The sequence below is a fragment of the Pseudomonas sp. Bout1 genome, from assembly GCF_034314165.1.
GTDB lineage: Bacteria > Pseudomonadota > Gammaproteobacteria > Pseudomonadales > Pseudomonadaceae > Aquipseudomonas.
The window spans coordinates 6669920-6686880 of the sequence record NZ_JAVIWK010000001.1; the positions used below are offsets into that span (position 1 = coordinate 6669920).

Here is a 16961-nt window from a genome sequence, read left to right on the forward strand (position 1 = left end):
CGACGCCTCAGCTCTGGGACGCAGCTTTGGGAAGGATGTCGTTGGCGACCATCTCGCCAAACGGGCTGACGTAACCGGCGCCTTTGGGCAACTCGGGACGTTCGATGTCCAAGTGCGGGAACAGCAGCTCGGCCACGCGATACGACTCTTCCAGGTGTGGGTAACCGGAGAAGATAAAGGTGTCGATACCCAGGTCAGCGTATTCCTTGACGCGTGCAGCCACGGTTGGGCCATCGCCTACCAGGGCAGTGCCGGCACCACCGCGTACCAGGCCGACGCCGGCCCACAGGTTGGGGCTGACTTCCAGGTTGTCGCGGCTGCCGCCATGCAAGGCGGCCATGCGTTGCTGGCCCACGGAGTCGAAGCGCGACAGCGAGGCCTGGGCACGGGCGATGGTTTCATCGTCTACGTGGGAGATCAGTTTGTCGGCGGCCTGCCAGGCTTCGGCGTTGGTTTCACGCACGATCACATGCAGGCGAATGCCGAAGCGCAAGGTGCGCCCGAGCTTGGCGGCCTTGGCCCGAACCTGTGCGATCTTTTCTGCCACCGCTGCCGGTGGCTCGCCCCAGGTCAGAACCATTTCCACTTGTTCGGCTGCCAGGTCCTGGGCCGCTTCGGAGGAGCCACCAAAATACAGTGGCGGACGCGGCTGCTGGATCGGCGGGTAGAGCAGCTTGGCGCCTTTGACACTGATGTGCTGGCCGTCATAGTCGACGGTTTCGCCTTCCAGCACGCGGCGCCAGATGCGAGTGAATTCCACCGACGCCTGGTAACGCTCTTCATGGCTGAGGAACAAACCGTCGCCGGCCAATTCTTCCGGGTCACCACCGGTGACCAGGTTAAACAACGCCCGGCCGCCGGACAGACGATCCAGGGTTGCCGCCTGACGCGCAGCCACCGTCGGGGAAATGATCCCGGGGCGCAGCGCAACAAGGAATTTCAGGCGTTGGGTCACCGGGATCAGCGACGCCGCCACCAGCCAAGAGTCTTCGCAGGAGCGCCCGGTGGGGATCAGCACCCCACCGAAGCCGAGGCGATCTGCCGCCTGGGCCACTTGCTGTAAATAACCGTGATCAACGGCGCGAGCGCCTTCGGCGGTGCCAAGGTAATGGCCGTCGCCGTGGGTAGGCAGAAACCAGAAAATATTGAGGCTCATGGAGTTGTCTCCTGAAGAAGTCGGATTACGGCGCTTTGGCAACGGCGGCGGGTGGCGTCCAGATCACGTCCTTGATGTTCAAGGGCTTGGGGATCAATTTGAGTTGGTAGAAGCTGTCGGCGATTTTCTGTTGCGCGGCGACCACGTCCGGGGTCAGGAACAACGCGCCGTAGCCCTGGCGCTTGACCGAGGTCAGGGTGATGTCAGCCGGCAGGCCCAGCAGCGGTGCGACCTGTTCGGTGACTTGTTCCGGATTGGCCTTGGACCATTCGCCTACGGCGCGCACTTCTTCCACCAATGCCTTGATCACTTCAGGGTGTTTTTCGGCGTACGGCTTGGTAGCCAGGTAGAACTGATGGTTGTCGGCGATGCCGGTGCCGTCACGCAGGGTGCGCGCTTGCAGCTGTTTCTCGGCGGCGGCCTGGTACGGGTCCCAGATCACCCAGGCATCGACGCTGCCACGCTCGAACGCGGCGCGGGCATCGGCGGGCGGCAGGAACACGGTCTGCACGTCGGTGTATTTCAGGCCGGCATCTTCCAGGGCGCGCACCAGCAGGTAGTGCACGTTGGAGCCTTTGTTGAGGACGACTTTTTTGCCTTTAAGGTCTTGCACGGATTTGATCGGCGAATCTTTCGGCACCAGGATTGCTTCACTGGTCGGCGCCGGTGGCTCGTAGGCGACGTAGAGCAAATCGGCACCGGCAGCCTGGGCGAAGACTGGCGGGGTTTCACCCGTCACGCCGAAGTCGATGGAGCCGACGTTCAGTCCTTCCAGCAGCTGCGGGCCGCCGGGAAACTCGGTCCACTGCACTTGCACGCCTTGCTCGGCCAGGCGCTTTTCCAGCGAGCCCTTGGCCTTGAGCAGCACCAGGGTGCCGTATTTCTGATAGCCGATCCGCAGGGTTTCGGCGGCCTGGGCTTGAACAATGGCGCCGAAGGACACAGCCGCAGCAAACAGTGCGACCAGACCACGACGCAAGATGACAGTGCGCATGGCGCTCTCTCCAAATATACGATTAGGGGGTTGGCTGCACCTGCTTGGCCGTTGGCGGCTGAGTAAGGTGAGTAGTACTTGTCGAATTCAGGTAAAGCTGGGTGAGGCTTAAATGCTCCAGCGAGCACTCAACAAACGTTCATTCAACACATGGGGATCAATAGGTTTCGGGCGGCGGGCCATGGCGCTGTAGAACGTCTCCAGGGCCTCGCTCAGGCGTTGCTCCAGCACGGGCACCAGCTGCGCCTGGGCGCTGCCTTCGCCGTAGGCAATCTGGCTGTCTTCGGCAAAAATCCCGTGGAGCAATTCCTGGGCTTTCAGGGCCGACAGCACCGGCTTCAGGGCGTAATCCACCGCCAGCATGTGGGCGATGCTGCCGCCGGTGGCCATCGGCAATACCACTTTGTGGGCCAGGGCGCGTTCGGGCAGCAGGTCGAGGATGGTTTTCAGGGCGCCGGAAAACGAGGCCTTGTACACCGGCGTGGCGATCACCAGGCCATCGGCATTCGCCACTTGCTCCAGCAGGTCGATAATCTTCGGGCTGTCGAACCGCGCGTGCAGCAAGTCTTCGGCCGGGAAGTCCCGTATCTGATAACTCACCACTTCCACGCCTTGTTGCTGCAACCAGTTGCGGGTGTGATCCAGCAACACCCCCGACCGGGAACGTTGGCTGGGGCTACCACCAAGTGTTACGACCAGCATGTAGGAAATTCCTTTGGAAAGTGTCAGCGGTTCGCTTTGTGGCGATGGCGCCAAGATGGAACAGACCATATCAGCCAATTTATATATCTATAAATCTTATTTTTTCATTTGTTTATTCTTTAAATGCATATACTGCCGACTAAATCGCAGGCGTAAAAAAAGGCCGTCGAAACGGCCTTAAAACCCCTGCTATGTGAGACGGTTTGCCACGTGAATTCTTTGTTGCCTGTCAGGCCGCCATCGCGGGCAAGCCCGGCTCCCACAGGGGAATGCGGTCAACTGTGGGAGCGGGCTTGCCCGCGATGGCGATATCAGCCTTAACGATTCGGTTGAGGGGTGAGCCGCAGGTACGGCTTCACCGCCCGGTAACCCTTCGGAAAGCGCTTCTTGATCTCTTCCTCGTCCTTGAGCGACGGCACGATCACCACCTCGTCACCGTCCTGCCAGTTGGCTGGAGTCGCGACTTTGTGGCTGTCGGTCAGTTGCAGCGAATCGATCACCCGCAGGATTTCATGAAAGTTGCGACCGGTGCTGGCCGGGTAGGTAATGGTCAGGCGAATCTTTTTGTTCGGGTCGATCACGAACAGCGAACGCACGGTGAGGGTGTCACTGGCATTCGGGTGGATCAGGTCGTACAAGTCGGAGACCTTGCGGTCTGCGTCGGCCAGGATCGGGAAGTTGACGATGGTGTTCTGGGTTTCGTTGATGTCTTCGATCCACTTGTGGTGCGAGTCCACCGGGTCGACCGACAGGGCGATGGCCTTGACGCCACGCTTGGCAAATTCATCCTTGAGCTTGGCGGTAAAACCCAGCTCTGTGGTGCACACCGGGGTGAAGTCCGCCGGGTGGGAAAACAGCACGCCCCAGCTATCGCCCAGCCACTCGTGGAAACGAATCTTGCCGGCGCTGGAATCCTGTTCAAAGTCGGGGGCGATGTCGCCCAGTCTGAGGCTCATGGTGTGGCTCCTGATGAGTGCTTATGGAGCCCACTGTGCCTGCGTTGCAGATTATTTAAAAAGAATAAATATCGATTTATCTAGACGATAAAGGAATATTAAAAATCTGTTCATTGGACTTGCCGACAGGCGAGGATCAACATCCATTTCAAGGTTCGAGAAGGCCTTGAGACGCTGTACAAAGAGGGGATTCAGGAAGGGCTTGCGGGGGTTGAGCCCGACTTGAAAAGTAAAGCACCCTGCCCGGCGTTGCGCCGGGCAAGGTTTTACGCTCTTACAACAGCGGGATCGAGTAGCTGACGATCAGACGGTTTTCGTCCTGGTCGCGGGTTGCAACGTCGGTGCGCCACATTGCGTTCTTCCACGCAACGCCGAGGTTTTTCAGCGGGCCTTCTGGAACAACGTAAGCCAGTGTCAGGTCGCGCTCCCACTCGGTTTTGTCGCCGGCGGTAGTCTGGATGTTGCTGCCCTTGAGGTAGACAATACCAGCGGTCAGGCCTGGCAGGCCGACCTTGGCGAAGTCATACGCGTAGCGAGCTTGCCAGGTACGTTCGCCAGCACGGGCAAACTTCTGGATCTGCATGTCGGTGGTGGTGCTGTTCGACGAACCATCACCTTGGTTCAGCCAAGGGAAGTCACTGTCGCCCTTGGTGTACTGGTAACCGCCACCAAAGGTATGGCCGTTAACCGAGTACAGCGCCAGGTAGCTGTACAGGTCGTTGTCGACCTTACCGCTGGTCGCAGGCTTGGCACCGTCGGTGTAGTAACCCGAGGTGTAGTAGCCGCTGGTGTTGGCATTCGAGCCGTTGTCGCGGCTGCGATAGTAACGCAGGTCACTTTTCAGCACGCCCGGGCCGATTGCCCAGTTGTGTACCAGGCCCAGGAAGTTCTGGGAGTAGAAGTCTTTCAGCTCGCCAAAGTAGTACGAAGCGGTCAGATCCTTGGTGATCTTGTAGTCAGCACCGGCGTAGTAGAACTTGTTGCTGAATTTGCCGGTGTCATAGTTGGAGCTTTTGTTCGCACCAGCAATCGACAGGTTTTCGTTGTTGCTGGAGTTACGGCCCTTGGCGGACTCGATTTGGCCAGCAGTCAGAGTCAAGTCTTTGATTTCGTTAGAAACGATCTCGCCGCCCTGGAAGGTCTGAGGCAACAGGCGACCGTCGTTGGTCTTGATCACCGGGTTGTTTGGCTGCAGGGTGCCCAATTTGGCCACGGTCTGGGAGATCTTGACCTTGCCGGTCACGCCCAGGCTGGCGAAATCATTAACCGCCTTTTCGCCATTGCTAGGGAACACGGTGCCACCGGACGCAGTACCGGTGTAGTTACCATGGTCTGCTCGGCTGGAATCCAGACGCACGCCGTACAGGCCAATGGCGTCAACGCCGAACTGGACAGTACCTTGGGTGAAACCCGAGATGAAACGCAGATCGAAGCCTTGGCCCCATTCAGCATTTTTGCTACGGGTGTTGGAAGTTGCGTTCGGCTGGCCATCACGGTTATCTGTGTTGATGTAGAAGTTACGCAGACCCAGTGTTGCCTTGCTGTCTTCGATGAAACCTGCGGCGCCTGCTTGTTGAGCGATTGCCCCCAAAGCTACGGCCAACGCCAATGTTGACTTCTTCATGTACCGCTCCTCTCATTTCTAATTTTTGTATTTCTTAGGTCTCGGGTCTGACGCCCTTGATCCACAGATGCGCGATTAGCACCGGATAGTGACTGACAAGTCAATCGTAACCTTGTGTGTCTACTACTTTCGTCTAACCGCAGTTAATTTGGTCCCTGCAGGGTAATGAGTTTTTCATACACCCAAAAAGAATTGTTTCATTCTTTTTAATACGATTCAGGAATAAGACTTTCCATGGGGCGGCCAAGCCATTGAGGCGGTACCGCTCCATAAGGGTGTTCCTGAAGAGTATGTCTCTACGTTTTTTTAGATCATTTTGTGTTGACCAAAATGGGTCATACGTCACTCACGATCAAAAACGCGACGCCATCATGGCCAAACGCACATCATTCCGTCAATTTGTTACAGTTTTTGTATCGATGAAATTTTTCGCCGTCCCAGCAATCCACCTCACCGTACAGCGCGATAATGTCATTTTGATGTCAGTTATATGGACAAATCAGCAAACCTGGCATTCAAAGTCATCGCGTCCGGGGCGGACGTCAGACTCGCCAAATTGACAGGCGAGAGGGTTGCCCCCTCGCCCCTTCAGGCTTACAACGCCTTTTCGAAAATCTTCGAATTACGCTGATAGTTGTACAGCGACGCCCGCGCCGATGGCAGGCGGTCTACGGTACTCGGCACAAAACCACGCTCGCGAAACCAGTGCGCCGTGCGGGTGGTCAGTACAAATAATGTCTTCAAGCCCTGGGCCCGGGCACGGGTCTCGATGCGCTCCAGCAACTCATCACCACGGCCGCCATGGCGGTACTCCGGGTTCACTGCCAGGCACGCCAGCTCGCCTGCGTCCGAGTCGGCAATCTGATACAGCGCCGCACAGGCGATGATCATGCCCTCGCGCTCTACCACGCTGAACTGCTCGATTTCCCGCTCCAGCACTTCCCGGGAACGACGCACCAGAATCCCCTGTTCTTCCAGCGGGCTGATCAGGTCCAGCAAGCCGCCGACGTCTTCAATCGCCGCTTCGCGTACCAATTCGAACTGTTCCTGGGCCACCAGCGTACCGCCACCGTCCCGGGTGAACAGCTCGGTGAGCAGGGCACCATCTTCGGCATAACTGACAATATGGCTGCGCCCTACACCACCACGGCAAGCCTCGGCTGCCGCGTCCAACAGCTCGGCCTGGTAGTTGTTGCCCAGGCGTTGCAGGTGCGCGGGCACCTGTTGCGGCCGCAGCTCACGCACCAGCCTGCCGTGTTCGTCGATCAGGCCAAGGTCAGCGCCGAACAGCAGCAACTTGTCTGCACCCAGGTCGATGGCGGCGCGGGTGGCGACGTCTTCGCAGGCGAGGTTGAAGATTTCCCCGGTGGGCGAGTAACCCAACGGCGACAGCAGCACGATGGAGCGCTCGTCCAGCAGGCGGTTAATACCCTTGCGGTCGACGCGGCGCACTTCGCCAGTGTGGTGATAGTCGACACCTTCAAGCACGCCGATCGGGCGCGCCGTCACCAGGTTGCCGCTGGCCACCCGCAGGCGCGAGCCCTGCATGGGCGAAGACGCCATGTCCATGGACAGCCGCGCTTCGATGGCGATACGCAGATGGCCCACCGCGTCGATCACACACTCAAGCGTCGCGGCATCGGTGATGCGCAAGCCTTCGTGGTAAGCCGGGGTCAGGCCGCGGGCGGCGAGGCGGGTTTCGATTTGCGGGCGCGAACCATGGACCAGCACCAGCCGCACGCCCAGGCTGTGGAGCAGCACCAGGTCGTGGACGATATTGCCGAAGTTCGGATGCTCCACACCGTCGCCGGGCAGCATGACGACGAAGGTGCAATCGCGGTGGGCATTGATGTAAGGCGAAGCGTGACGAAGCCAATTGACGTATTCGGGCATAAAACCTGGGCCTGTAATAAAAAGCAGCCAAAAAAGGATGAATCGTGAAAACGCACAGCGGGCTGTTGGTTATCGTCGGAACAGGCTTGGCGACACGCTCGCTCTCCTTCTATGTACGGATGGGCAGGGGTTAATTTATGCAGGCTTCAAGCAGTAATGTTGAATCAGTTCCCGCAATAGACGCACTGTAGGCGTCAAGCGTGACATTTCAAGGTACTCGCCGGGCTGGTGGGCGCAGGCGATATCGCCGGGGCCAAGTACCAGGGTTTCGCAACCAAGGCGCTGAAGATAAGGCGCTTCGGTGCCGAACGCTACTGCTTCGGCGCGATGACCGGTAAGTCGTTCAGCCACCCGCACCAACTCGGCATCCTCGGCCTGCTCGAACGGCGGTACTTCCGGGAACAACGGCGCGTAGTCGATCTTCACCTGATGGCGTTCGGCCAAGGGTTCAAGCTTCTGCCGGATGGCAGCGCGTAATACCTCTGGATCCATGCCCGGCAAGGGCCGCAAGTCGAACTCCAGCGAGCACTGGCCACAGATGCGGTTGGGGTTATCGCCACCGTGAATGCAGCCGAAGTTCATGGTCGGTTGCGGCACGCTGAACTGTGGATTGCGGTATTCGCGTTGCCAGGCCAGTCGCAGGCCCCGCAGCTCGCCGATGGCGTCGTGCATCGCTTCCAGGGCGCTGTGGCCCAGGCTTGGATCCGACGAATGGCCGCTGCGCCCGAGAATATCGATGCGCTCCATCATCACGCCTTTGTGCAGGCGGATGGGCTTGAGGCCAGTGGGTTCACCGATCACCGCCGCGCGACCTAAAGGACGGCCCGCCTCGGCCAGCGCACGCGCACCGGCCATGGAGCTTTCTTCGTCGCACGTGGCGAGGATCAGCAGCGGTTGCTTGAAGGGTTGGTCCAATAACGGCTGGACCGCTTCGATCACCAGGGCAAAAAAGCCCTTCATGTCACAGCTGCCCAGCCCTACCCAGCGACCGTCGACTTCTGTCAGCTTGAGCGGATCGGTCTGCCACAGCGCACCGTCATACGGCACGGTGTCACTGTGCCCCGCCAGCACCAGGCCACCAGGGCCGGTGCCGAAACTCGCCAACAGGTTGAATTTGCCGGGGCTGACCTGCTGGATATCGCAGGCAAAGCCCAGGTCTCCCAGCCAGGTGGCCAGCAAGTCGATCACCGGGCGGTTGGATTGGTCGAGAGAGGCCTGGGTGCAACTGACCGAAGGCGCGGCAATCAGCGCGGCGAACTGTTCTTTCATGGACGGTAAAGGCATGCGCGGTCTCTCAACTTCCCGGACGAGCCCCATCATAGAGCCATCTGCACGACACAATAAACCGTTGCGGCACGTTGCCGGGCTCAGTCCTGTACACTGCACGACCTTGGCAGCCACACATTTCCCCGGCTGCGCTCCCGATCCTGGATTTTCCGGCCATGCAGAAAGAAACCGAAATCAAGCTCCGCGTCAGCCGCGAAACCCTCGCCGCGCTGCGTGAGCACCCGTTACTGAAAAAACGCAACAAAAGTGGCTGGGAACGCCGTGAGTTGATGAACCAGTACTTCGACACCCCGGAGCGCGACCTGGCCCAGGCCAAAGTGGCGCTGCGCCTGCGCAAAGACGGCGACGAAGTGATCCAGACCCTCAAGACCCGTGGCCAGAGCGTCGCCGGCTTGTCGGAACGCAATGAATACAACTGGGACCTGGCCAAAGCCAAGCTCGACGTGAAGAAGCTCGACGGCGAATGTTGGCCCGAGCAACTGGCCGAGCTGGACAAAAAAACCCTCAAGCCGATCTTCACCACCGATTTCGTGCGTGAACGCGCCGAAATCGCCTGGGGCCGCGGCAAGACCAAGGTCGTGATCGAAGCCGCCCTGGACCTGGGCCACGTGGTTGCGGGCAAGCAGAAAGAAGAAATCTGCGAGCTCGAACTGGAACTGCGCGAAGGCGACCCGGCCGCCCTGCTGGAGTTGGCTGCTGAACTGGCCGCGACCCTGGCGCTGATGCCATGTGATATCAGCAAGGCCGAGCGTGGTTATCGCCTGTTCGACGCCAACAGCTACTCACTGAGCCTGCCGGCGCCGGAGCTACACGCCGAAATGCCGCTGGACGACGCATTTGCCGCTGTCATGTGGCACCTTTTGGGCAGCAGCCAGCGCCTGGCCGAGCAATACCGTTTCAATGGCCACTGGCGTCTGTTGCAAGACTGGGTGGAAAACCTTGGCGAACTGCGCGCTCTGCTCGGCAGCCTCGGCCAGGCCGCTCCGCGCCAATCCACCAGCGAACTGCGCGCCGCACTGGACGCCTTGCTGGAAGACTGGCGCCCGCTGGTCCTGGCCGGTGACGACGATGAAGACATCCGCAAGGCCGCGCCCGAACAGTTCGCCGAAGAACTCGAAGACGTGCGCTGGGGTTTGTTCTCCCTGACCACCTCCCGCTGGCTGCTGGCCCGCACCTGGGCGGCGGATCGCAACGTGCGTGGCAACCGCCAGGGCGCTGCACAAATCGCCAACTGGCTGCCGCGCCTGCTGGCCGACGACGCCGTAGCCCTGCAACTGCCGCGCTACCAGCAACAGCCGGAAGACTTGGCCGAGCAACTGCCGCGTATCGAACGCATCCTGGCCTGGCTGCACCATGCACGCCACGTGCTGGATATCGCCGAGCTGGATCGTCTGTATGGCGAGCTGAACAAACTGGCGCACCTGGCCAACCAGCCGATCACCGATGAGTCACTGGATGCGCGGATGCATCAGGCAATCGCGGTGTATCAGAATCGCGCCTGGAAAACCCTGCTGCGCCTGTAACCCCGTTGTGGCGAGGGAGCTTGCTCCCGCTGGGCTGCGTAGCGGCCCCAAAATCTTGGGAGCGCTGCGCACTGGAGCGCCAGCCCGGTCCAGCGGGAGCAAGCTCCCTCGCCACTAAGATCAGGCTATGGCCACTATCCGCGCAACACCGGCAAACTCGTGGTGGACTTGATCTGCGACAAGGCCACTATCGAGTTGACCTCCTGAATCCCCGGGACCATCGACAGTTTTTCGAAGAAAAACCGCTCATACGCCTCAATGTCCGACGTGACAATCCGCAGCAAAAAATCCACCGCTCCCATCAACACATAACACTCCAACACTTCTGGAAAGCCGCGAATCGCTTCGGTGAATTCAGTGAAGTTGGAACGGCCGTGGGCGTTAAGTTTTACCTCGGCAAAAATCTGCGTGTTGAGGCCGATTTTCTTGCGATCCAGCAGGGTGACCTGGCCGCGAATCACACCCTCCTCTTTCAGCCGCTGAATCCGGCGCCAGCACGGCGACTGCGACAGGCCGACCTGCTCGGCAATCTGCGCGCTGGAAAGCGAAGCGTCTTCCTGCAACAGCGCCAGGATGCGGCGGTCGTATATGTCCAACTCACTGTGCATAGAAATACCTGCTAATGATGCTTTTTGGAATTGCGTGATTCTCTTATAAGTCCATTTGGGCTTTTTTAGATAAGAAATCTCCCGCGTGGAATGTAAAAATTTCTACAGTCGAATCCGGAGAGCCAACATGCACATCGTCGAAGCCGCCAACCACGCCCCACGCGTCGATGCCTGGGCTGTCAGCAATGCCCACTGCCAGGCGCACTATCAAATCCTGGCCGAGGCCGAGCCCGACGTGTTGTGCCGGGTACTCAACTACTTTGCCCTGCAGTTTCTGGTTCCCCAGCAAGTGAACGTGCAGCGCGAAGACGACCTGCTGGCGATCGATATCGTGATGGATGGCCTGAGCTGGCACCGTGCCCAAGTAATTGGTGAAAAACTTCGTAACCTGATCAGTGTGTGCTCGCTGGAACTGCGCCCAGCTGATGCCGCGCGGTCTCTGGCGGTGCAAGCGACCGGTCAGTAAAAGCCTGCAATAAAGCCCGGCCGCCGAAGCGCACAGGGTGACTAGCCTCAGGACATGCCTAACCTTTGCCCAGGAACGTCACCATGTCCGTTGCGTCAAATCCGCAGGATCGCTGGCTGGAAATCCATCAGTTGTTGCCCGCCCTGATCGACCAGGGCCTGGTGCCCGCCGACCTGGCCCTACCGACGAACAGCGCGCTGCATCCCCTGGAATGCATCGCCAGCCATGGGCCACCTCTGGAAATGCTGACCGAATGGCTCGCCCGGCACTGCGGCCAGCCTTACCTGCGTATCGACCCGCTGAAGATTGATGTCGCGGCGGTGGTGCCCCTGATGTCCTATGCCTTCGCCCAGCGGCACAAGATCCTCGCCGTCGCGGTCGACGCCCACAACGTCACAGTCGCCAGCGCCCAACCCTACGTGAGCAGCTGGGAAGCAGGCCTGTCCCAAGTGTTGAAGCGCTCCATCAGGCGGGTGCTGGCCAACCCCAGGGATATCCAGCGCTGCACCGTCGAGTTTTACCGGCTGGCGAAATCGGTCAGTGGCGCCATTGATCAAAAAACGTCCGGCACATCCAACATCGAGCAACTGCTCAACCTCGGCGCCAGCGACCAGGAGCCAGACGCCAACGACGCGCACATCGTCAATATTGTCGACTGGCTGTTGCAGTACGCCTTTGGCCAGCGGGCCAGTGATATCCATATCGAACCCGGGTGCGATCAGGGTCGCGTGCGGTTTCGCATCGATGGCCTGCTGCACGACGTCTATCAATTCCCGTCCCAGGTGACGGTGGCGGTGGTCAGCCGCCTGAAAAGCCTGGGCCGGATGAACGTAGCGGAAAAACGCAAACCCCAGGACGGCCGTGTGAAGACCAAAAGCCCGGCGGGCGGTGAAGTGGAACTGCGCCTGTCGACCTTGCCCACAGCCTTCGGCGAAAAGCTGGTGATGCGAATTTTTGACCCCCAGGTGCTGCACAAGGATTTCCAGCAGCTGGGGCTTTCCAGCGACGACCTGCAACGCTGGCAATCCATGACCGGCCAGGCCAACGGCATCATCCTGGTCACCGGCCCCACCGGTTCGGGCAAGACCAGCACGCTGTACACCACGCTCAAGCAACTGGCGACCCGGGAGGTCAACCTGTGTACCGTCGAAGACCCGATCGAAATGGTCGAGCCGGCCTTCAACCAGATGCAGGTCCAGTACAACATCGACCTGACCTTTGCCAGCGGCGTCCGCGCCCTGATGCGCCAGGACCCGGACATCATCATGATTGGCGAGATTCGCGACCTGGAAACGGCAGAAATGGCCATCCAGGCGGCGCTGACCGGGCACCTGGTGTTGTCCACGCTGCACACCAACGATGCGCCCGGAGCCATCACTCGCTTGTTGGAACTGGGCATCCCTCATTACCTGATCAATGCAACGTTGCTGGGGGTGATGGCCCAGCGCCTGGTACGGCTGTTGTGCCCGCACTGCAAGCGGCCCGCCGGGCAGGCTCACCAGGCCGTAGGTTGCGCAGACTGCCGGGAGAGCGGTTATCGGGGCCGCGCCGGGATCTACGAGGTCATGCTGATGAATGACCAGCTCAAGTCATTGGTCACCTCGGGCACCGACATCCAGGCCGTGCGCCATATGGCCCTTGAGCAAGGAATGTGCAGCTTGCGGGCTGCCGGTATCCGCAAGGTAATGGCCGGGCTGACAACACTGGAGGAGGTGCTGCGAGTGACGCCTGGGGATTCAGAAACAAATCCCTTGATGGATGGGCCGGTAAACCGTTCTTATCCGTGACAACACCGTTACACTCGGCCAAACCTCGCTTTATCGCCAACACCAGACAAGGAATCGTTATGCAGATCGGAACCGTACTGCTTCTATTTGTAGGCTTGGCCGTTGCCATCCTCTTCATGGGGTTCAAGGTGGTCCCCCAGGGTTACCAGTGGACAGTCGAGCGTTTCGGCCGCTACACCAACACCCTCAAGCCGGGCTTGAACATCATCATTCCGGTCATGGACCGTATCGGGCGCAAGATCAACGTGATGGAAAGCGTGCTGGATATTCCGCCCCAGGAAGTCATCACCGCCGACAACGCCACCGTACAGATCGACGCCGTGTGCTTCTTCCAGGTGGTCAATACCGCCCAGGCCGCCTACGAGGTGAACAACCTCGAACACGCCATCCGCAACCTGCTGCAAACCAACATCCGTACCGTACTCGGCTCCATGGAGCTGGACGCGATGCTCAGCCAGCGTGACGGCATCAACGAAAAACTGCTGCGCACCGTCGACGAAGCCACCGCACCGTGGGGCATCAAGATCACCCGGATCGAGATCAAGGACATCAGCCCGCCTGCCGACCTGATGGCCGCCATGTCCGGCCAGATGAAGGCCGAGCGGATCAAGCGTGCGCAGATCCTCGAAGCCGAAGGCCTGCGCGCCTCCGCGATCCTGACCGCCGAAGGCAAGAAGCAGGCGCAGATCCTGGAGGCCGAAGGTGGTCGTCAGGCCGCGTTCCTGGAATCCGAAGCCCGCGAACGTCAGGCCGAGGCAGAAGCCCGCGCCACTCAAGTGGTATCGGAAGCGATCGCTACCGGTAACGTGCAGGCCATCAACTACTTTGTCGCCCAGAAATACATCGACGCGCTGGGCAAGCTGGCCTCGGCCAACAACAGCAAGGTGATCCTGATGCCACTGGAAGCCAGCCAGGTGATTGGCGCTGTCGGCGGCATCGGCGAGATCGTCAAGGCCACCTTCGACAACAAGAAAGCCTGAGGCACGCACCATGTGGGAATTCCTGCAGCACCTGTCGTTTTGGGACTGGCTGGCACTGGGCACGGTGCTGTTGATCCTTGAAGTGTTCGGCGCCGGTGGTTATCTACTGTGGATGGGCATCGCCGCCGCCGCCGTGGGCGTGATCAAGTTCCTGGTACCCAGCCTGGGGCTGGAGTGGCAACTGCTGCTGTTTGCGGTGTTGTCGATCCTGACGGCGGTGTACTGGTGGCGACGCCAGCGCAGCAGTGCCAAGGTCAGCGACCAGCCGGGGCTAAACATGCGTGGCTCAGAGCTGATCGGCCGCACCTTTGTAGTGCATCAGGCAATTATCGAGGGCCGGGGCAAGATCAAGGTGGGCGATGGCGTGTGGATGGCGGCAGGGCCAGACGCCCCTGTCGGGGCACATGTACGTGTCACTGGTCAGGACGGCGTCATTCTAAAGGTCGAAACTGTTTAGTCAGCCATGGAACTCGGCTGGGTTATCTACAATCAAACTGTTCAGATAACCCAGTCGGAGTCACCCATCATGCGTCTAAAATATGCTGTCGCAACCCTCGCCGTGCTTTCCCTTCCTGTCGGTTCAGCCATGGCCGACAGCTTTTGGCGTAACGTCATCTCATCGGGTGCCACCACCGGCTCGACGTACCTGACCTTCAAGGACCACAAAATGGTGGTCGCCGCGCAGGACGACGCCGGTAGCTTCGTCGCCAGCGACGGCAGCATCCGTGGTCCGTACCTGGAAGCTGCAATGCAGAAGGTTCGCGCCGATAACCCTGGCCTCAAAGCCACGGACATGGACCTGGCCAACGCGATCCTGGCGAAAAACGCCATTGCTTCCGAGTAATATCGCTGTGTAAGAAATGCCGCTCCTTTAGAGCGGCATTTTTTTGCCCGGCTTTCCTACAGCCAGCATTGGCGATTCAGTACTCAAACAGGAAAAGTCCTGTCGAGCAGCCCGCGCCCCCAGCAACAAGCTATCGATTCCTTTTAGACCGAGTGAATCGATGACCATGCAAAAACTATCTTGCGCCCTGTTGCTCGCCGCAATTGCTACCCCTTATGCCCAAGCGGAGGGCTGGTATGGGTCGGCAAAACTCAACAGCGCCCGCCAGAATCTCTCCAGCTCGCTGTTGACCAGCCCACGCGTCACCGACCGGGTAGAAGCGCCCGACAGCAGCAAGACATTCACCGGCTCATTCGCCGTGGGTTATGCCTTTGCCGATGGCTGGCGCCTGGAAGGGGAATACACCATGCCGAGCCATTCGAATTTCAAATCCCGTTGGGCGCCGTTCAATGCCAACGTCAATAGCCTGCGGGCCGACAGCCAGCGCTTGATGCTAAACGGTTATAAAAACATCCCGATCAACGACTGGTTATCGTTTTACGGCACAGCCGGCGTGGGCCTGGCGCAAATTGATGCCGAGGGTTACCAGACCAACAACACCCGTCGTTTCGCCAGCAACCGCCAGTACAATTTCGCCTACAGCGTCGGCCTGGGGCTGGACGCCAAGGTCAGCGAAACGCTTACCCTCGGCACCGGCTGGCGTTATGTGGACATGGGCGGGATTGAAACCGGCTACAACACCTTCGCCAATCGGATAAACGCCCGGGACGAGCAGCTTAAAGGCAAGCTCAAGGAACAGAATGTGTTTCTTGAGGCCCGCGTTTCCTTCTGACGCAGACGCTGGGAATGCCGCTCTCCAGGCGGCATTTTTGTTTAAAGGGCGACGATTCATTCACAGGCGACAGGCTATATTCAGTCGAGCCGTGCAACCATGCCCGGCATTGATTATGCTTTTTTCTCATCGCCTTTCTGAAACGGATGCCTTCAACGTCATGAGCCAACTGCCCTTTCTGCCGTTTTCCAAGCCCACCATTGATGAAGCCACCATCTCGGCGGTGGGCGATGTCCTGCGTTCCGGCTGGATCACCAGCGGGCCGAAAGTGCAGGCGTTTGAAGCGCAGCTGTCGGAATACTTTGGCGGGCGCCCGGTGCGTACCTTCAACTCGGGCACCTGCACCATGGAGATTGCCTTGCGCATCGCCGGTATCGGGCCTGGGGATGAAGTCATCACTACGCCGATTTCATGGGTTGCCACTGCCAACGTGATTCTTGAGGTCGGCGCCACGCCCGTGTTCGCCGATATCGACCCGGTCACCCGCAACATCGACCTGGCCCAGGTGGAAGCAGCAATCACGCCGCGCACCAAGGCGATTATCCCGGTGTACCTGGCCGGCCTGCCGCTGGACATGCCGTTGCTGTATGCGCTGGCCAACAAGTACAACCTGCGCATCGTCGAAGATGCTGCACAAGCCCTGGGTTCCAGCTGGGACGGCAAGCGGATTGGCGCCACGGGTGATTTCGTATCGTTCAGCTTCCAGGCGAACAAGAACATCACGTCGTCTGAAGGCGGCTGCCTGGTGTTGAACAACGCTGAAGAAGCACGCCTGGCCGAGAAATATCGCCTGCAAGGCGTTACCCGCACCGGCTTCGACGGCCTGGACGTGGATGTGCTGGGCGGCAAGTTCAACATGACTGATATCGCAGCGGCCATCGGCCTGGGGCAGTTTGCGCATATCGAGAAGATCACTGCTCATCGCCAGGAACTGGCGCGGCACTACTTCGAATGCTTTGGCAGTGACTTTGAAGCGCAGTACGGTGCGCAATTGCCACCGGCAGACTTCGAAAACAGCAACTGGCACCTGTTCCAGCTGGTACTGCCGGAGCGCCAGGACGGGTTGCCGGCACGCGCCACGTTCATGGAGCAGATGCAGGCCCATGGTGTCGGCATTGGCTATCACTACCCACCGATCCACCTGTTGAGCTTGTACAAGGCGCAGGGATTCAAGGAAGGCATGTTCCCGGTAGCCGAAAAAGTGGGGCGTTTGATTGTGTCGTTGCCGATGTTCACGGCGATGACGAGAGCGGACGTAGAGCGTTCGGTAGCGGCGGTCAAAGCGGTATTGAAGCGCGGATAAAACCTG

Annotated in this window: 16 protein-coding genes; 8 read left to right on the forward strand and 8 right to left on the reverse strand. The window is 59.5% G+C overall.

The features are described 5' to 3' along the window. Window positions 1–7 precede the first annotated feature (7 nt). The 7 genes from ssuD to argE all read right to left on the reverse strand — a co-directional run bounded on the left by ssuD (window position 8) and on the right by argE (window position 8609). Window positions 8–1156 (reverse strand): FMNH2-dependent alkanesulfonate monooxygenase, encoded by a 1149-nt coding sequence (ssuD, locus tag RGV33_RS30970; protein WP_076013060.1) that lies wholly within the window; start codon window positions 1154–1156, stop codon window positions 8–10. 25 nt (window positions 1157–1181) lie between these two features. Continuing rightward, the gene (locus RGV33_RS30975; RefSeq protein WP_322148222.1) at window positions 1182–2150 is read right to left on the reverse strand and encodes a sulfonate ABC transporter substrate-binding protein; all 969 of its coding nucleotides are present in this window, start codon (window positions 2148–2150) and stop codon (window positions 1182–1184) included. 108 nt (window positions 2151–2258) lie between these two features. After that, a complete protein-coding gene (ssuE, locus tag RGV33_RS30980; RefSeq protein WP_322148223.1) occupies window positions 2259–2852 on the reverse strand; it encodes an NADPH-dependent FMN reductase in 594 nt (197 codons plus the stop codon). Window positions 2853–3169: 317 nt separating this feature from the next. Next, window positions 3170–3808: a peroxiredoxin gene (locus RGV33_RS30985; RefSeq protein ID WP_010167863.1), complete on the reverse strand. Its 639-nt coding sequence runs from the start codon at window positions 3806–3808 to the stop codon at window positions 3170–3172. A 274-nt stretch (window positions 3809–4082) separates the two neighbouring features. After that, on the reverse strand, window positions 4083–5432 hold the full coding sequence (locus RGV33_RS30990) for an OprD family porin (RefSeq protein WP_322148225.1): 1350 nt from the start codon (window positions 5430–5432) through the stop codon (window positions 4083–4085). A gap of 594 nt (window positions 5433–6026) precedes the next feature. Next, complete coding sequence (gene argA, locus RGV33_RS30995; RefSeq protein ID WP_003213914.1) at window positions 6027–7325, reverse strand: amino-acid N-acetyltransferase; 1299 nt, start codon at window positions 7323–7325, stop codon at window positions 6027–6029. Between the two features lie 135 nt (window positions 7326–7460). Continuing rightward, window positions 7461–8609, reverse strand: coding sequence for an acetylornithine deacetylase (gene argE / locus RGV33_RS31000; RefSeq protein ID WP_322148226.1), 1149 nt, complete (start codon window positions 8607–8609; stop codon window positions 7461–7463). A 158-nt stretch (window positions 8610–8767) separates the two neighbouring features. Here argE and RGV33_RS31005 point away from each other — a divergent pair, with 158 nt between their 5' ends. Next, window positions 8768–10135, forward strand: coding sequence for an inorganic triphosphatase (locus RGV33_RS31005; protein ID WP_322148227.1), 1368 nt, complete (start codon window positions 8768–8770; stop codon window positions 10133–10135). 134 nt (window positions 10136–10269) lie between these two features. Here RGV33_RS31005 and RGV33_RS31010 read toward each other — a convergent pair whose 3' ends face one another. Further along, a complete protein-coding gene (locus RGV33_RS31010) occupies window positions 10270–10743 on the reverse strand; it encodes an Lrp/AsnC family transcriptional regulator (RefSeq protein WP_322148228.1) in 474 nt (157 codons plus the stop codon). A gap of 127 nt (window positions 10744–10870) precedes the next feature. Here RGV33_RS31010 and RGV33_RS31015 point away from each other — a divergent pair, with 127 nt between their 5' ends. The 7 genes from RGV33_RS31015 to RGV33_RS31045 all read left to right on the forward strand — a co-directional run bounded on the left by RGV33_RS31015 (window position 10871) and on the right by RGV33_RS31045 (window position 16955). Further along, on the forward strand, window positions 10871–11209 hold the full coding sequence (locus RGV33_RS31015; protein ID WP_322148229.1) for a hypothetical protein: 339 nt from the start codon (window positions 10871–10873) through the stop codon (window positions 11207–11209). Between the two features lie 83 nt (window positions 11210–11292). Further along, window positions 11293–12996, forward strand: coding sequence for a GspE/PulE family protein (locus tag RGV33_RS31020; protein ID WP_322148230.1), 1704 nt, complete (start codon window positions 11293–11295; stop codon window positions 12994–12996). A gap of 59 nt (window positions 12997–13055) precedes the next feature. Beyond that, window positions 13056–13976, forward strand: coding sequence for an SPFH domain-containing protein (locus RGV33_RS31025; RefSeq protein ID WP_003213925.1), 921 nt, complete (start codon window positions 13056–13058; stop codon window positions 13974–13976). A 10-nt stretch (window positions 13977–13986) separates the two neighbouring features. Continuing rightward, window positions 13987–14433, forward strand: a complete 447-nt coding sequence (locus RGV33_RS31030) for an NfeD family protein (protein ID WP_322148231.1) — start codon at window positions 13987–13989, stop codon at window positions 14431–14433. A 69-nt stretch (window positions 14434–14502) separates the two neighbouring features. Next, window positions 14503–14820 carry a DUF2388 domain-containing protein gene (locus RGV33_RS31035; RefSeq protein WP_010167882.1) on the forward strand — a complete coding sequence of 106 codons (318 nt, stop codon included), beginning with the start codon at window positions 14503–14505 and terminating at the stop codon, window positions 14818–14820. A 160-nt stretch (window positions 14821–14980) separates the two neighbouring features. Beyond that, window positions 14981–15652, forward strand: coding sequence for an outer membrane protein (locus tag RGV33_RS31040; protein WP_322148232.1), 672 nt, complete (start codon window positions 14981–14983; stop codon window positions 15650–15652). Window positions 15653–15812: 160 nt separating this feature from the next. Next, on the forward strand, window positions 15813–16955 hold the full coding sequence (locus tag RGV33_RS31045) for a DegT/DnrJ/EryC1/StrS aminotransferase family protein (RefSeq protein ID WP_322148233.1): 1143 nt from the start codon (window positions 15813–15815) through the stop codon (window positions 16953–16955). Window positions 16956–16961 lie beyond the last annotated feature (6 nt).

Bases quoted from the DNA above. Each gene is read 5' to 3' on its own strand.
- ssuD (WP_076013060.1), bottom strand. From the start codon at position 1,156: ATGAGCCTCAATATTTTCTGGTTTCTGCCTACCCACGGCGACGGCCAT.
- RGV33_RS30990 (WP_322148225.1), bottom strand. From the start codon at position 5,432: ATGAAGAAGTCAACATTGGCGTTGGCCGTAGCTTTGGGGGCAATCGCT.
- argE (WP_322148226.1), bottom strand. From the start codon at position 8,609: ATGCCTTTACCGTCCATGAAAGAACAGTTCGCCGCGCTGATTGCCGCG.
- argA (WP_003213914.1), bottom strand. From the start codon at position 7,325: ATGCCCGAATACGTCAATTGGCTTCGTCACGCTTCGCCTTACATCAAT.
- RGV33_RS31045 (WP_322148233.1), top strand. From the start codon at position 15,813: ATGAGCCAACTGCCCTTTCTGCCGTTTTCCAAGCCCACCATTGATGAA.
- RGV33_RS31025 (WP_003213925.1), top strand. From the start codon at position 13,056: ATGCAGATCGGAACCGTACTGCTTCTATTTGTAGGCTTGGCCGTTGCC.
- RGV33_RS31005 (WP_322148227.1), top strand. From the start codon at position 8,768: ATGCAGAAAGAAACCGAAATCAAGCTCCGCGTCAGCCGCGAAACCCTC.
- ssuE (WP_322148223.1), bottom strand. From the start codon at position 2,852: ATGCTGGTCGTAACACTTGGTGGTAGCCCCAGCCAACGTTCCCGGTCG.
- RGV33_RS31010 (WP_322148228.1), bottom strand. From the start codon at position 10,743: ATGCACAGTGAGTTGGACATATACGACCGCCGCATCCTGGCGCTGTTG.
- RGV33_RS31030 (WP_322148231.1), top strand. From the start codon at position 13,987: ATGTGGGAATTCCTGCAGCACCTGTCGTTTTGGGACTGGCTGGCACTG.
- RGV33_RS31040 (WP_322148232.1), top strand. From the start codon at position 14,981: ATGACCATGCAAAAACTATCTTGCGCCCTGTTGCTCGCCGCAATTGCT.
- RGV33_RS31035 (WP_010167882.1), top strand. From the start codon at position 14,503: ATGCGTCTAAAATATGCTGTCGCAACCCTCGCCGTGCTTTCCCTTCCT.
- RGV33_RS30975 (WP_322148222.1), bottom strand. From the start codon at position 2,150: ATGCGCACTGTCATCTTGCGTCGTGGTCTGGTCGCACTGTTTGCTGCG.
- RGV33_RS31020 (WP_322148230.1), top strand. From the start codon at position 11,293: ATGTCCGTTGCGTCAAATCCGCAGGATCGCTGGCTGGAAATCCATCAG.
- RGV33_RS30985 (WP_010167863.1), bottom strand. From the start codon at position 3,808: ATGAGCCTCAGACTGGGCGACATCGCCCCCGACTTTGAACAGGATTCC.
- RGV33_RS31015 (WP_322148229.1), top strand. From the start codon at position 10,871: ATGCACATCGTCGAAGCCGCCAACCACGCCCCACGCGTCGATGCCTGG.